Annotated in this window: 12 protein-coding genes; 3 read left to right on the top strand and 9 right to left on the bottom strand. The window is 61.5% G+C overall.

Annotated elements, in window-relative coordinates; genetic code table 11:
- Nucleotides 1-18: 18 nt before the first annotated feature.
- The 3 genes from ACWNZ1_RS08830 to ACWNZ1_RS08820 all read left to right on the top strand — a co-directional run bounded on the left by ACWNZ1_RS08830 (nucleotide 19) and on the right by ACWNZ1_RS08820 (nucleotide 2,879).
- Nucleotides 19-525, top strand: a complete 507-nt coding sequence (locus ACWNZ1_RS08830; protein ID WP_456027561.1) for a cytochrome P460 family protein — start codon at nucleotides 19-21, stop codon at nucleotides 523-525.
- Between the two features lie 469 nt (nucleotides 526-994).
- Nucleotides 995-1,741: a YkgJ family cysteine cluster protein gene (locus ACWNZ1_RS08825; RefSeq protein ID WP_265072055.1), complete on the top strand. Its 747-nt coding sequence runs from the start codon at nucleotides 995-997 to the stop codon at nucleotides 1,739-1,741.
- Nucleotides 1,742-1,970: 229 nt separating this feature from the next.
- Complete coding sequence (locus ACWNZ1_RS08820) at nucleotides 1,971-2,879, top strand: AraC family transcriptional regulator (RefSeq protein ID WP_265072054.1); 909 nt, start codon at nucleotides 1,971-1,973, stop codon at nucleotides 2,877-2,879.
- Nucleotides 2,880-2,928: 49 nt separating this feature from the next.
- Here ACWNZ1_RS08820 and ACWNZ1_RS08815 read toward each other — a convergent pair whose 3' ends face one another.
- The 9 genes from ACWNZ1_RS08815 to ACWNZ1_RS08775 form a co-directional block, all read right to left on the bottom strand.
- Entirely contained in the window at nucleotides 2,929-5,169 is a 2,241-nt protein-coding gene (locus tag ACWNZ1_RS08815) for a xanthine dehydrogenase family protein molybdopterin-binding subunit (RefSeq protein ID WP_256452906.1), read from the bottom strand.
- A 12-nt stretch (nucleotides 5,170-5,181) separates the two neighbouring features.
- A complete protein-coding gene (locus ACWNZ1_RS08810; RefSeq protein ID WP_280944009.1) occupies nucleotides 5,182-5,655 on the bottom strand; it encodes a (2Fe-2S)-binding protein in 474 nt (157 codons plus the stop codon).
- Nucleotides 5,656-5,863: 208 nt separating this feature from the next.
- Nucleotides 5,864-7,183 carry an OprD family porin gene (locus tag ACWNZ1_RS08805; protein WP_256452904.1) on the bottom strand — a complete coding sequence of 440 codons (1,320 nt, stop codon included), beginning with the start codon at nucleotides 7,181-7,183 and terminating at the stop codon, nucleotides 5,864-5,866.
- Nucleotides 7,184-7,361: 178 nt separating this feature from the next.
- Complete coding sequence (locus ACWNZ1_RS08800; RefSeq protein WP_256452903.1) at nucleotides 7,362-8,192, bottom strand: phosphodiesterase; 831 nt, start codon at nucleotides 8,190-8,192, stop codon at nucleotides 7,362-7,364.
- 24 nt (nucleotides 8,193-8,216) lie between these two features.
- Nucleotides 8,217-9,248: an ABC transporter ATP-binding protein gene (locus ACWNZ1_RS08795; RefSeq protein WP_280944008.1), complete on the bottom strand. Its 1,032-nt coding sequence runs from the start codon at nucleotides 9,246-9,248 to the stop codon at nucleotides 8,217-8,219.
- Nucleotides 9,245-10,039: an ABC transporter permease gene (locus ACWNZ1_RS08790; RefSeq protein WP_135845510.1), complete on the bottom strand. Its 795-nt coding sequence runs from the start codon at nucleotides 10,037-10,039 to the stop codon at nucleotides 9,245-9,247. The genes ACWNZ1_RS08795 and ACWNZ1_RS08790 overlap by 4 nt, the downstream gene beginning before the upstream one ends.
- A complete protein-coding gene (locus ACWNZ1_RS08785; RefSeq protein WP_265072048.1) occupies nucleotides 10,036-10,905 on the bottom strand; it encodes an ABC transporter permease in 870 nt (289 codons plus the stop codon). Before ACWNZ1_RS08785 ends, ACWNZ1_RS08790 begins: the two co-directional genes overlap by 4 nt.
- Nucleotides 10,906-11,910: an ABC transporter substrate-binding protein gene (locus tag ACWNZ1_RS08780; RefSeq protein WP_135845508.1), complete on the bottom strand. Its 1,005-nt coding sequence runs from the start codon at nucleotides 11,908-11,910 to the stop codon at nucleotides 10,906-10,908.
- Nucleotides 11,894-12,913 carry a LacI family DNA-binding transcriptional regulator gene (locus ACWNZ1_RS08775; RefSeq protein WP_135845507.1) on the bottom strand — a complete coding sequence of 340 codons (1,020 nt, stop codon included), beginning with the start codon at nucleotides 12,911-12,913 and terminating at the stop codon, nucleotides 11,894-11,896. Before ACWNZ1_RS08775 ends, ACWNZ1_RS08780 begins: the two co-directional genes overlap by 17 nt.
- Between the last annotated feature and the right edge of the window lie 36 nt (nucleotides 12,914-12,949).

The following is a 12,949-nucleotide window of genomic DNA, read 5'->3' as shown; positions in this document are numbered from 1 at the left end:
CCCACCGGGAGAGCAACGATGAAACTCAAGCAACTGGCGGTGTCCGCTGTCATTGCGGTGGCTGCACTGACCGCGACCGGCATCGCCTTGGGCGATGCCAGCAGCGGCGAGGCGTCACCGATCTACGGCGTAAAGCTTCCCGATGGGTATCGCCAATGGGCGCTGATAGCCCCGGCCCAGGAGGCGGAACCCCTGAACGAGCTGAGAGCGGTGCTGGGCAATGACCTGGCGATCAAGGCTTATCAGGATTCAACACTGCCATTCCCGGACGGCACGGTGCTGGTCAAGCTGGCCTGGAAGCACAGCCAGTCCCCGGAGTTCGAGCCGGCTTCGATTCCCGGCGCGGCGACCACCGTGCAAGTTATGGTCAAGGACTCGCGCAAATATGCCGCCACCGGCGGCTGGGGCTTTGGTCGCTTCATCAACGGCAAACCCGCCGATGAGGCACAGCACCAGACGTGCTTCGCCTGTCATCAGGCGCGCGTGCAAAACCACGACTTCGTCTTCACCCGATTCGCCCAATAGCCCTGTCGCTCAAGGAGTTGCCAGTGAAAAAGTCATTGCCGTACTGAATGGTTTCCAATCCTGAGCCGCTTGCCCGGCTGATTGAAATCGCTGCTGTGCTGAAGTGACAGTGGGCCGATAAGCGCAATGTTGTTCACTTAAAGGGGTGAATACCGTGGCGAGGGTGCTTGCTCCCGCTCGAGTGCGAGGCGCTCACAAAATGGGGCTGCTGCGCAGCCCAATGGGAGCAAGCTCCCTCGCCACGACAGCACTGGCCTGGGATGTGCCTTACTCCGCGTTTCCCCGGGGCTCTCGATCCTACAGACCGGCTCGCTGAATTCACCTTGAATCGGGCAAACATGCCGGCGAATCCGGCAAACGGATCCGTTCCTCGCTCCACATACTTTCGCGCCCCCGGGGCTCTGCCACTGATGTGCTCGCTTGAGGGCACATCGGTGGTCGGTTGAAAACATGTGTGTGAGAGCTTGGTATGGAAAACAACGCTATCCGATTTGCCTGCAACGGTTGCGGGATTTGCTGCAAGGGCCGCCTGATTCCACTGACGCTGAACGAGGCACGGCAGTGGCTCCAACGGGGGCATGAAGTGGCGGTCATACTGGAGGCGTTCGATGAAACGACCTGGGCTTCTGCGCCTGGGCAATTCACCCACAGCGCCCAGCGAGCTGTGAAGGTGACCAGTGGCGATGCGCAGATTCGGGTCGTTGCGGTCTTGGCCGGCAATGCCCTGGCGCAATGTCAGAACCTGGCCGACGACGGCCGTTGCGGCATCTATGAAGAGCGGCCGCTGGTCTGTCGAATTTACCCGATGGAAATCAATCCGTTCATTGCCCTGCGCCCGGCCGAAAAAATTTGTCCTCCCGAAGTCTGGGAGGCGGGCGAGGTTCTCTTCACGGATCGGGTCGTCGATCCGGTCCTGGCCGATCAGATCGAACGCTCTCGCCAGGCCGACAGGGATGACGCCCAAGCGAAAATCCAGGTGTGTGAAGCCCTGGGAATGAATGTCGCGGCGTGGAAGAACGACGCGCTGGCGGTATACCTGCCGGATCGAACGCAGCTGTCTGAGGCGATCAGTCGCTACGATGGAGGGTCAGTTGCTCCGGCCCGTGCGGATTGGAAAGTCCGGGCCGACACCCCAGCTTTGCGCCTGCAACTGGGTCAAGCAGGGGTAGCGTTGGACGATCAACCGTCCACCCGCTACATCTTCCATAGACTTTAGATTCCAGCCGTCATCGCTTTGGGCATCCTGATTTCCTGAAACATCTTGTTATATCTGGGTGTCAGGGGCTGCTGCCCGTGATGGCTCGTTGAATCGTGCAAGAAATTGCGCCAATCAGGCAAGCGAGCCGAACCCCTGGCCCAGCATACTCCGCCATGGGAGGCCTTGCGGTCAGGGCGAACCGTGTTCGCTGTGAGTCGTCCAGGCCTGATGTTTCCAGGAGTCGAATGTGCCAACCGTTTTTACAAGCACCCACACCGCCAGCGACATAGACCGCCTGGCCGATTCGGTCAGTCAACTGCTGCCCAGCGAGGGCGACCAGATCACCGCCATACCCGGCCTGAGCCTGCATCGGCGCAAAGCGGTGACCGCACCCATGCACTGCATCTACGGCCTGGGTATCGGCGTCACCTTGCAAGGTCGTAAGCAAGCCATGGTCGGGGAGGACATCCTGACCTATTCACCCGGTCAGTCCATGGTGACCAGTGTAGATCTGCCTGTCATTTCACATATTTGCCAGGCCAGCGCCGCCAAACCTTTCCTGGGCATGATGCTGAGATTCGATAGCAGTACGGTGATGCAAGTGGCCGAGCGCATGCAACTGTCGCAACGCATGAGAGACGATGCGTTCAAACCCATTACCGTGCAGGCTTTGGATGCCGGTGTACTGGATGCCCTGAAGCGTCTGGTCGACCTGCTGAAGGAGCCGCCACTGCTTGAGACTGTGGCTCCGTTGATCAAGGAAGAGATCATCGCTCGTCTGTTAAGCGGTGCCCATGCGCCGCAGTTGCTGCATGTCATCGCCGCAGGCTCACCCAGCCAACATATCGCCAAGACCGTCGCCTGGTTGAAACTCAATTTTCGCCAGGCGCTGCGCATGGATGATCTGGCGGCTCAGGCGCACATGAGTCCTTCCACCTTTCGCCAGCACTTTCGCACCGTGACCGGAATGAGTCCGCTGCAATACCAGAAACAGCTGAGGCTACAAGCCGCTCGGCATTTGATGCTGACCCAGAATGTCGACGCAAGCAGTGCAGGCGGGCAGGTTGGCTATGAAAGTGCTTCGCAGTTCAGCCGCGAGTACAGCCGCCTGTTTGGAGAGCCACCGCAGCGGGATATCAAGCGGATTCGCTTGTAACAGGGAGGCACGTCTGGCAGCGCAACTACCAGACAGCCTCACGTTTCTGTCACGCCAACTTGAACGGCAACTCACGCAGCGGCTTACCCGTCAGGCTCGCCACCGCATTGGCAAAAGCCGGGGCCAACGCTGGCAACCCGGGCTCACCCATCCCCGTGGGTGGTTCGGCGCTTGGCACGATGTGGACGGCGAACGCTGGCATGTCGGTGATGCGCGGCACGCTGAAATCGGCGAAATTGCTCTGCTCCACGACGCCCTCCTTCAGGGTGATGGCGCCGCCCGGCAGGCACATCGACAAGCCCATCAGCGCCGCGCCTTGGACCTGGGCTTCCACGCTGCGTGGGTTGACGGCCAGGTTGCAGTGCACGCCGGCGGTCACCTGGTGCAGTACCGGACGACCGTCCTGCACCGAGGCTTCCACGACGTACGCCACCACCGAACTGAACGACTCGTGAACCGCCACGCCCCAGGCGCGCCCGGCCGGTAGCTGGCGTTTGCCGTATTCGCTCTTGTCCACCGCCAATTGCAACGCCGCGCGATGGCGAGGACTTTGCTCGCCAAACAGCTTCATCCGGTAAGCCACTGGGTCCTGCTTGGTGGCGCGGGCGATTTCATCGATCAACGTCTCCATCACAAAGGCCGTATGGGTGGAGCCCACGCTGCGCCACCACAGGACGGGGACGTTGAGTTTGGGGTGATGAACCGTCAGGCGCATCGGCAGTGGATACGGATCGCGCATGCCTTCCGTGGCAGTAGGGTCGATGCCGTTCTTCATTTGCCCACCGAACAAGGTGCCGGTAAGGATGGACTGCCCGACCAGAGCGTGATCCCAGGCCAGCACTTTGCCGCTATCATCAAAACCGATACGCGCGCGGTGCAAATGCATCGGGCGATAGTAACCACCCTTGATGTCGTCTTCACGACTCCAGAGTGTGCGGATAGGTGCCATCAGCCCGGCAGCCTGCGCAGCCTTGGCCACCTCGCAAGCCTGCACGACGAAATCGCTGGTGGGTACGCCACGCCGGCCAAAGCCACCGCCCGCTGTCTGTACGTTGACCCGGATTTGCTCCGGCTTGAGATTCAGCACCTTTGCCGCGGCAGCGCTGTCGCCGCCAGGGAATTGTGTGCCGACCCACAGCTCGGCGCGTCCCTCGGAGATCTGCACCGTGCAGTTCAGCGGTTCCATGGGCGCGTGGGCGAGGTAAGGGAAAAAGAACTCGGCGTCCAATTGATGCGGCGCCTTGGTCAGCGGCGTCATGTCGGCATCGAAGTGGACCAGCCCAGGCTTACTTAGCAGTTCCCGGTATTGGACCCGTTGCTTCTCGCTGTCCACTTTCTCGACGCTGGCCAGGTCCCATTCCAGCTTTAGCGCATCGCGCCCCAGCTTCGCCTGCCAGTAGCCCTCCCCGATCACCGCCACACCTTCGGCGCCGCCGTCCAAGGGCACTCGCAGCACGGCTTTTACGCCCTTGGTTGCGCGCGCCGCGCTGTCATCCAAAGAGGCGATTTTGGCGCCGAACACGGGTGGATGGGCCACCACCGCTGTGAGCTGGCCGGGCAGGTGCATGTCGATGCCGAAATCCTGCTGGCCACTGCTCTTGGCTTTTGCATCAATGCGGGTGGTGGCGTGACCAATGATTCGGAAGTCCTTGGGATCCTTGAGTGTGATCTTTTCCGGTACGGGCAAGGCCATCGCGGCTTCGGCCAGCTCGCCGTAGCTCGCTTTACGGCCTGCCGGGCCGAGTACCATGCCGGCCTGGGTGCTCAGGCTCGCCACATCCACGTTCCAGCGGGCGGCGGCGGCACTCAGCAACATGGCGCGAGCGCGTGCGCCAAGTTCGCGGTATTGGGTGAAGCTGTTCTTGATCGAATTGGAGCCACCGGTGAGGTGAATGCCGAAGGCCGGGTCTTGGTAGGCGGCGTCATTGCTACCGTTGCGACTGCGCACCAGGCTCCAGTCGGCATCCAGTTCTTCGGCGAGGATCATCGGCAAGCCGGTTTGTACCCCCTGGCCGAACTCCAGGCGGTTGATGGTCACTGTCACCACGCCGTCAGGCGCGATCTGCACGAATGCGGAGGGCTGCTGGGTCGGTTTGAGCGGTGCTGTTGCAGCACCGTTGGCCTCTTGCGCCAGGGCCAGGTGCGGAAAAGCCCCCAGGGCCAAGCCGCCGATGCCAACGATCTTGAGAAAGCTGCGACGGGGAAGGGTGGCGGGGCCATCGGCCTGATCGCGCTCCAGCATGTGCTGCAAGGCGCGGGGCAGCTCGTCGGGGAAAATGTCGTTCAGCATGATGGGCTCCGATCAGGCAAGGGCTTTGGCGGCGTCCGCCACGGCGGCGCGGATACGGGCGTAGGTGCCACAGCGGCAGATGTTGCCAGCCATGGCCGAATCGATTTCGGCGGCCGTGGGTTGCTTGCCCTTGGGCTGGGCTTTGAGGAATGCGGTCGCGCTCATGATCTGGCCGCTCTGGCAATAACCACACTGCGCCACGTCGTGTTTGACCCAGGCCTCGTGCACGGCTGTGCCGACCGGGTCGCTGCCATTGGTGGCCGCCTCGATGGTGGTGATCTTCTTGCCTGCTGCTGCGGCGATGGGCGTCACGCAGGAACGAATGGCCTGGCCATCCAGGTGAACGGTACAGGCACCGCACAACGCCGCGCCGCAACCGAACTTGGTGCCGGTCATGCCCAGCGTGTCGCGCAAGGTCCAAAGAATCGGGGTGCTTGGGTCTACGTCAACCGTGTACTCACGGCCGTTGATGTTGAGGGCGCTCATAGGGGTACCAGCTCCGGATGGTTTGGCTCTGGTTAACTATAGAAAGCTATGCTTGGGAGCGATTGCACGATCCGGGCGGATGATTGCCTAATCTTGCGAATCGGATATGCGCTGAGTGTTGCCGCAGGACAGGCGAGTCCCGGATAACAAAGAGCCAAGAGAGCGTCACGTGTGGGTTCGACTCCCTGGCCCTGAAAACACTGACCGCTTACATCAACGGAATGCTATAGCTCACAATCAGGCGATTCTGGTCCTGGTCGCGAGCGATATCGCTGCGGGACATGCCGTTGCGCCAGCCGAAACCGACGTTCTTCAACGCGCCGCTCTGGATCACATAGTCCAGGGAAATATCACGCTCCCATTCACTGGCGTCCTGGCCGCTGGTGGTCTGGATATTGTCGCCCTTGAGGTACATCACCGATGCCTTCAAGCCCGGAACTCCGAGCGCTGCGAAGTCATAGGCATATTGCGCGAATGCCGTGCGCTCGCCGGCCTGGATGAACGTCTGGATGGTACGGTCGGTGTAGAGATAAAGACTGGCGCCGCCTTCGCCTTTACCCACCAGGCCGCCCTGGTTGAGTTGCGTAAAGTTGCTGTCTTCGGAAACGCTTTGATAGCCCGCGGTAATGGCGTGGCCGCCCAGCGAGTAAATGAACGCCGCGCTCCAGGTATCGTTGTCGATCTCACCACTGCCGTCCTTGGTGTAGCCGCCGAGTTTGTAACCACTGGCGCGACCGGCCGCGCTGCTGTTCTTGCCATCGGAGGTGGTCTTGAAATAGCGCAAGTCGGTTTTCAACGAACCGTATTCACCCAGTGGCAAGACGTGCAGTAAACCGGCGAAGTGCTGCTGATAATAATCTTCAAGATTGGCGTAGTAATACTGGGCGGTCAGATCCTTGGTCAGTTTGTAATCGCCACCGGCGAAGGTGAATTTGTTGCTTTCCTGGCTGCCGCCTGCCACGGCCAGGCCGGCGCTGTCGCTGGAAGCACGGCCGGTGGCGTGTTCCAGTTGGCCAGCGGTGAAGGTCAGGTTGTCGATTTCATTGCTGGTGACTTGGCCACCCTCGAAGGTTTGCGGCAGCAGGCGGCCATCGTTGGAAACTAGGATCGGCAATTTGGGTTGCAAGGTGCCGTAGCGCAGTTCGGTCTTGGAAACGCGCATCTTTGCCGTTGCACCCAGACGCGCCCATTGATCGGCGGCCTTGTCACCGTCGTTGGGAAACATCGAGCCGCCCACATGTCGGCCTGCGCCGCTGTCGAGCTTCAAACCCAGCAGGCCCATAGCGTCCAGGCCGAACCCGACGGTGCCGTCGGTAAAGCCGGATTGATAATTGAGCATGAAGGCCTGGCCCCACTCTTCGGTTTTCGAAGGCACGGCGGCTCCGTCACGGTTATCGTTGTTGAAGTAGAAATTGCGCAAGTTCAAGTTGGCTTTGCTGTCGTTGATAAAATCAGCAGAGGCCAACGGACTCATGACAATGCTCACGCCGCCGGTCAATAAACTCAGCACTTGAAAGATAGTTTTCATCGGGACGAACTCCAGCGCGGAACCTCTGTTCCGGGCAAAGTGAAAAGGCAGCAGGAAGCCCTCGGCCGATCACAGGATTGGCCGATGCGTTCAATAACTCGTTAGAAAATCTTCAATGAATAGAGTGGGGTAGGGATTAAATCTCCAAAGCAAGTCATCAGTGAAAGTCCCTGGGTTATCAGTCGATCAATCCATGAGCGTCATAAAACGGATACGGTCCGGGATACTCGCCAAACACGCCGCTATGGGTCACCAACGCCTGCCCATACCAGTGATGCAGCAGGTATCCCGGTGGTTCCAGATTGAAATGCGCGGGAGCGGTTGGTTGTAGATCCAGGACGATCTGATGCGAGGTACCGGGGCACACGCAGCTCAGGCTACCGCCGAAGCGCCGCTGCATCGGCCGATGCAAGTGCCCGCACAGCAAGCGCTCCACCTGCGGATGGCGGGCGATGACCTGCTCCAGCGCCGATGCATTGATGAACGGTTCGCGGTCCATATGGCCAATGCCGCTGACAAACGGCGGATGATGCAAAATCAATAGCGTCGGCGCCTCGGGACGACAGGCCAACTGCTCATCGAGCCAGCGCAGTTGGCTGTCCAGCAACTGGCCGCCATGGCCACCGGGAATCGTGCTGTCCAGGCCGATCAGGCGCAGCGGATGCTCTTCCACCACCCAGTCCAGAGGGGCACCGGCCAACCTCGGCAGGTAGCCGTGATCGGCAAAGGCGGCTTGCAAATGCTCGCGGTTATCGTGGTTGCCTGGCACCAGGTAGCAAGGCATGTGCAGGCGCGCCAGTTCCGGATGCAGCACGGCGTATTCATCAGGGCGCCCAAAGTCCACCAGGTCGCCACTGATCACCACGATGTCGGGACGCGGCACCTGGGTATTCAAATGATCGATGGCACGACGCAGCGCGGCGAGGGTATCAACGACGCCATAGGTCAGTTTTTCCCCGGCTTTAAGATGCAGGTCACTGATCTGCGCAATGAGAAACGGACGATTCAAAATAAACCTCTGAAAACACGAATATCACGATGACAGGGTGAACAGCACTTGCGGCTCGACGGCCAAGGCGATCAGCGCGCCGGGGGCGTGGATGACGCTGTCGGTGCTGTCCACCAGCAGTGGCTGAGCGGCGCCGACGTCCACCAACAGGCGGCTTTGGGCACCCTGGAAAAACTGGCCCACCAGGCGTCCACGCAGATGCCCCTCGCTGTCCATCACCCGCAAATGCTCGGGCCGGCAATAGACGGTGGCGGGCAGGCCGGCACCCCGCCATGGCAACTCACCGCCACTGACTTTCAAGCCAAGGGGCGTATGTTCGAGCACTGGAAAAGCGTTGAGGTTGCCGACGAAACTGGCGACGAAAGCATTGGCGGGTTGCTGATAGATTTCCCGTGGGCTGGCCAATTGCGCAACGCGGCCGTGTTCCATGACCAGGATCCGATCGCCCAGCGCCATGGCTTCGCCCTGATCGTGGGTGACGAATACCGCGGTAATGCCCAGATGGCGGAGCAACTGATCCAACTCGCTGCGCAAGCGTTCACGCAGCTGTGCATCCAACGCCGCCAAGGGTTCATCGAGCAGCAATACCCGGGGCTTGGGTGCCAGGGCGCGGGCGAGGGCGACTCGCTGGCGCTGGCCGCCGGACAACTCGTGAATGCCGCGCTTGCCGTGATCCTGCAGACCGACCAGTTCCAGCAACTCCGAGCAACGCTTGTTCCGCTCAGCGGGCGCCATGCCGCGAATCTTCAGGCCGTAGACGATATTGCCGGCCACATCCAGGTTGGGAAACAACGCATAGTTCTGGAACACCATGCCCACGTCACGACGCTCGATGGGCAAGCGGGTGACGTCGGTGTCGCCAAAAAATACCTGCCCCACATCCGGGCGTTCAAGCCCGGCAATCAGCCGCAAAGTGGTGGTTTTGCCGCAACCGGACGGGCCGAGGATCGCCAGGGTTTCCCCGGCCTCGATGCTCAGGTCCAGGTCGTGTACGGCAACGGTGCCGTCCGAGAACGCCTTGCGGCAACCCGCCAGGCGAATAGTGGTTCCGCTCATCGTTTTTCTCCACGGGAAAGGCGCGCGCTGATGGCCTGCAACGCAATCAGCAACGGCACGATCATCAACAGGAATATCAGGGTGTAGGCGCTGGCGACTTCCAGCCTGGCCGAGGCATAGCTGTCAGCCAGGCCAACCGGCAAGGTCTTGGTCATCGGGGTGTGGAGCATCCAGGTCAGGTTGAACTCACCCAGCGACAGGGTGACGACCATCAAGACCCCGGCGAGAATCCCCGCCCGGCAGTTAGGCACCACCACACTGAAGAACCGCCGCAGCGGCCCGGCGCCCAGGCTGGCTGCGGCTTCTTCCAGGACCGGCAGGTGCTGGCGTTGCATCACCGCCATCACCGGACGCACCAGAAACGGCAGGGTGAACAGCACGTGGCCGACGAGAATGAACAGCCAACTGCTGCGAAACCCGCCGAACTCACCGTAGGTGAGCAGCAACGCCAAGGCGCTGGCCAGGCCCGGCATCGCCACCGGCAGCACCATCAACTCCTCGAACGCGCGACTGAAGCGGTTGTTCATCCGTACCAGCGCGTAAGCCGCCGGCACGCCGATCACGCAGACACACAGCGCACAGGCGGCGGCCAGTTGCAGGGACAGCCAGACCGTCGGCGAATAGGCCTGCCAGACTTGCACCAGCCAATCGAACGTCAGGCCGCTGGAGACGCCCTGGAAATAATTGCGGGTCAGCCCGGCCAGCAGCGACATCAGCACGGGCACCAACATGAAGGCGCAGACCAACAAGGTGAACGCCAGTTGCCCGACAAACAGCGTTGAGCGTTTCACAAGACTGTCCTCGAACTGTTCGCCAATCGCCGGGCCATTAGCAACACCGCCCAGGTCAGCGCCCCCAATATCACCGACAGCGCAGCGGCCACGGTGAAATTGGCGTAGTTGGTAAACACGTTGTAGATCGCCACCGGGGTCACGTTGAGCCGCGTGCCCAGGGTGAACGCCGTACCGAACGCGCCCATGGACGTCGCAAAGCAGATGGCCCCGCACGAGACCAATGCCGGCGCCAGGCCGGGGACGATGACGTCGCAGACCACTCGCCAATGACCGGCCCCCAGCGAGTGAGCCGCTTCTTCCAGGCTGCGGTCGAGGCTTTCGCAAGCGGCCATCACCGTGAGGATCACCCGAGGGATCGAGAAGTACAGGTAACCGATGCACAGGCCCATCAGCGAGTAGGCAAAGATCCAGCGCTCACCCGCCAGTTCGAGGCCTAGGCTGGCGAACAGCCCTTGGCGCCCAGCCAGCAGAATCACCAGGAAACCGACCACCACTCCGGGGAATGCCAGGGGGAAGGTCAACAAGGCAACCAGTAGCGAACGACCGAAGAAGCGCTGGCGACTGAGAAAAAACCCGCTGATGCCACCCACTAACAGCGCCGCGAGCGTGGTGGCAAGGGCAAGCAGGCAGGTCTGCGCCAGGCTGCCCAGATACTGCGCGCTGCCCAGCACCTGCCAGTAGCCGTTTTCGTTGCCGTCACGACTTTGTCCACCGAGCAGGATCAGATGCGCCAGCGGCAACAGCCAGAACGCGAACAACACCGCTGCGGCGGGCGCCAGGGCCCAGGCAGCGGTCGGCCGCAAACGCGGCACGGTGGCCCGGCCCGAGGGAACCTCCCGGGCCTTTAATACCGAAGCGGTCACTTATTTGACCTCACGCAGATAGCGTGCGGAAAAGGCTTCCTGCGCCGCGGCCATCTGTTGGTAGTTGACCACGCCAGCCCGGGCGTAATCGCTGTCCGGCAGGAACTGCGCGGCGACGTCGTCCGGCATCTTCATCGGCCGCACCGGCCGCAAGTACGCCTTGGCCCAAAGCGCCTGACCTTGCTCGGACAGGACGAAATCCAGAACTTTCTCGGCGTTGGCCCGATGGGGGGCGTTGCCGACGATGCTCATCACGTAAGGCACGCTGATGCTGCCTTCCTTGGGAATCACAAAAGCAACGTTGGCCTTGTCCTTGTAACGCGCCCGATAGGCGTTGAAGTCGTAATCCACCAGGATCGGCAGCTCGCCGGACAGCACCCGCGCATAAGCCGTTTGCTTGGGCACGATGGGCGAGTTTTTCGCCAGCTTCTGGAAGTAATCGATAGCCGGGGCGAAGTTATCCAGGTTACCGCCCATGGCCTGATTGATCGCGACCGCAGAGACGTAGCCGACGAACGCGCTGGACGGATCCAGGTAGCCGACCATGCCTTTGTATTCTGGCTTGAGCAGATCGGCCCAGCTTTGCGGCACGGGCAAGCCGCCCAGTGCATCGACATTGACCATGATGCCCAGGGTGCCGGAATGAATGGCAAACCAGTGCCCTTGCGGGTCCTTCAAGCCTGCCGGGATCTGCTCCCAGCCCTTGGGTTTATAAGTGCCAACCACTCCGGCTTTTTGCGCCTGTAAACCGAACGTCACGCCGTAATACACCACATCGGCCACCGGCGCGGCTTGTTCGGCAACCAGTTGCGCCAATGCCTGCCCGGAGTTCTTGTTGTCCAGCGGGACCTGCACGCCGGTGGTATCGGCAATCGCCTTGAGCTGAGTGCCCCAGTCGGCCCATTCCGGCGGGCAGTTGTAGCAAATCGCCGTTTCGGCGGCCTGGGCCAGGCTGGCAACGCCGCACAGCAGCAATGTCGCCAGGGTTTTACGCAAGCGGATCATCAAGTGTCTCCTCGTAGGGTTGAGTACTTTCGCCCGGCCGGATATGGCAGGGCAGGCAATGGGAAACCGCAGGGGCGCCAGCGATTTGCGCCAACAACTGATCGATCACCGTGCAAGCCAGCGCCTCGATGGGCTGGACGACACTGCACAGCGTCGGGTGCATCTGAGTGCCAAGGGCAATGCCGTCAAAGCCGATGACCGAGAGTTGCCTGGGTACCTGCCAGCCGTTGCGGCGCAACTCGGCAATCAGGCTGATGGCGAGTAAGTCGTTGGAGCAGACCAGCGCACTGAGCGCCTGTGGGCCTTGCAGCAGCGGCTCGATGGCGGCGAAGTCGGCTTGGGTATGGGCGGGCATTTCAATCACCGGCACGCTGTCGAGCCCCGCCTCTCGCATGGCGTCGCAATACCCGGCATAGCGCAGGCGAGCACGGTCCGATTGCAGGGCGGGACCTGCGACCATGCCAATGCGCCAATGCCCGGCTTCCAGCAGATAACGGGTGGCGAGGGCCATGCCGGCGCGGTTATCCACCGACACGGCGCTGTAGTCCGGATTACGCGGCTGGTGGTAGGCCAGCACAAACGGTGTGTCCTCGCTGTCCAGGCTTTGCAGCACCCGGTTGCTCTCGGCGTCGGTCACCGTGAGGACCAGGCCATCGACACGCTGGCGCAACAACTCTTCGACCACTGCGCTTTCGCGCTCGCTGCTGTAGTCCGTGGTGGCCAACAGCAGGTTGTAACCGCGCAAACGCGCAGCGCGTTCCATCGCCTGGAATTGCTCGGCAAACACCGGGTTGAGCAGGTTGGGCACCACGACGCCGATCAGCTTGGTCACTTGCAGGCGCAGTTGGCGGCCAAGACGGTTAGGCCGAAAACCCAGCTCGCGCGCAGCGGCGAATACCTGTTCCCGGGTGGCCGGACGGACCACTTCGGGGGAAGCAAAGGCACGCGCCGCAGTCGCTCGCGATACCCCAGCCAACTGTGCCACTTCTTTCAAATCAGTCATTGTCACTCGCTTGAGATCGATCTCATTGGCGAGGAC

It is taken from the genome of Pseudomonas sp. CFBP 5748, from assembly GCF_053850495.1.
This window is presented reverse-complemented; position numbering and strand designations above follow the sequence as displayed.

What these genes read in the sequence shown, in the direction of transcription:
- ACWNZ1_RS08825 (WP_265072055.1), top strand. Translation starts at nt 995, where the DNA reads ATGGAAAACAACGCTATCCGATTTGCCTGCAACGGTTGCGGGATTTGC.
- ACWNZ1_RS08805 (WP_256452904.1), bottom strand. Translation starts at nt 7,183, where the DNA reads ATGAAAACTATCTTTCAAGTGCTGAGTTTATTGACCGGCGGCGTGAGC.
- ACWNZ1_RS08815 (WP_256452906.1), bottom strand. Translation starts at nt 5,169, where the DNA reads ATGCTGAACGACATTTTCCCCGACGAGCTGCCCCGCGCCTTGCAGCAC.
- ACWNZ1_RS08795 (WP_280944008.1), bottom strand. Translation starts at nt 9,248, where the DNA reads ATGAGCGGAACCACTATTCGCCTGGCGGGTTGCCGCAAGGCGTTCTCG.
- ACWNZ1_RS08775 (WP_135845507.1), bottom strand. Translation starts at nt 12,913, where the DNA reads ATGACTGATTTGAAAGAAGTGGCACAGTTGGCTGGGGTATCGCGAGCG.
- ACWNZ1_RS08810 (WP_280944009.1), bottom strand. Translation starts at nt 5,655, where the DNA reads ATGAGCGCCCTCAACATCAACGGCCGTGAGTACACGGTTGACGTAGAC.
- ACWNZ1_RS08830 (WP_456027561.1), top strand. Translation starts at nt 19, where the DNA reads ATGAAACTCAAGCAACTGGCGGTGTCCGCTGTCATTGCGGTGGCTGCA.
- ACWNZ1_RS08780 (WP_135845508.1), bottom strand. Translation starts at nt 11,910, where the DNA reads ATGATCCGCTTGCGTAAAACCCTGGCGACATTGCTGCTGTGCGGCGTT.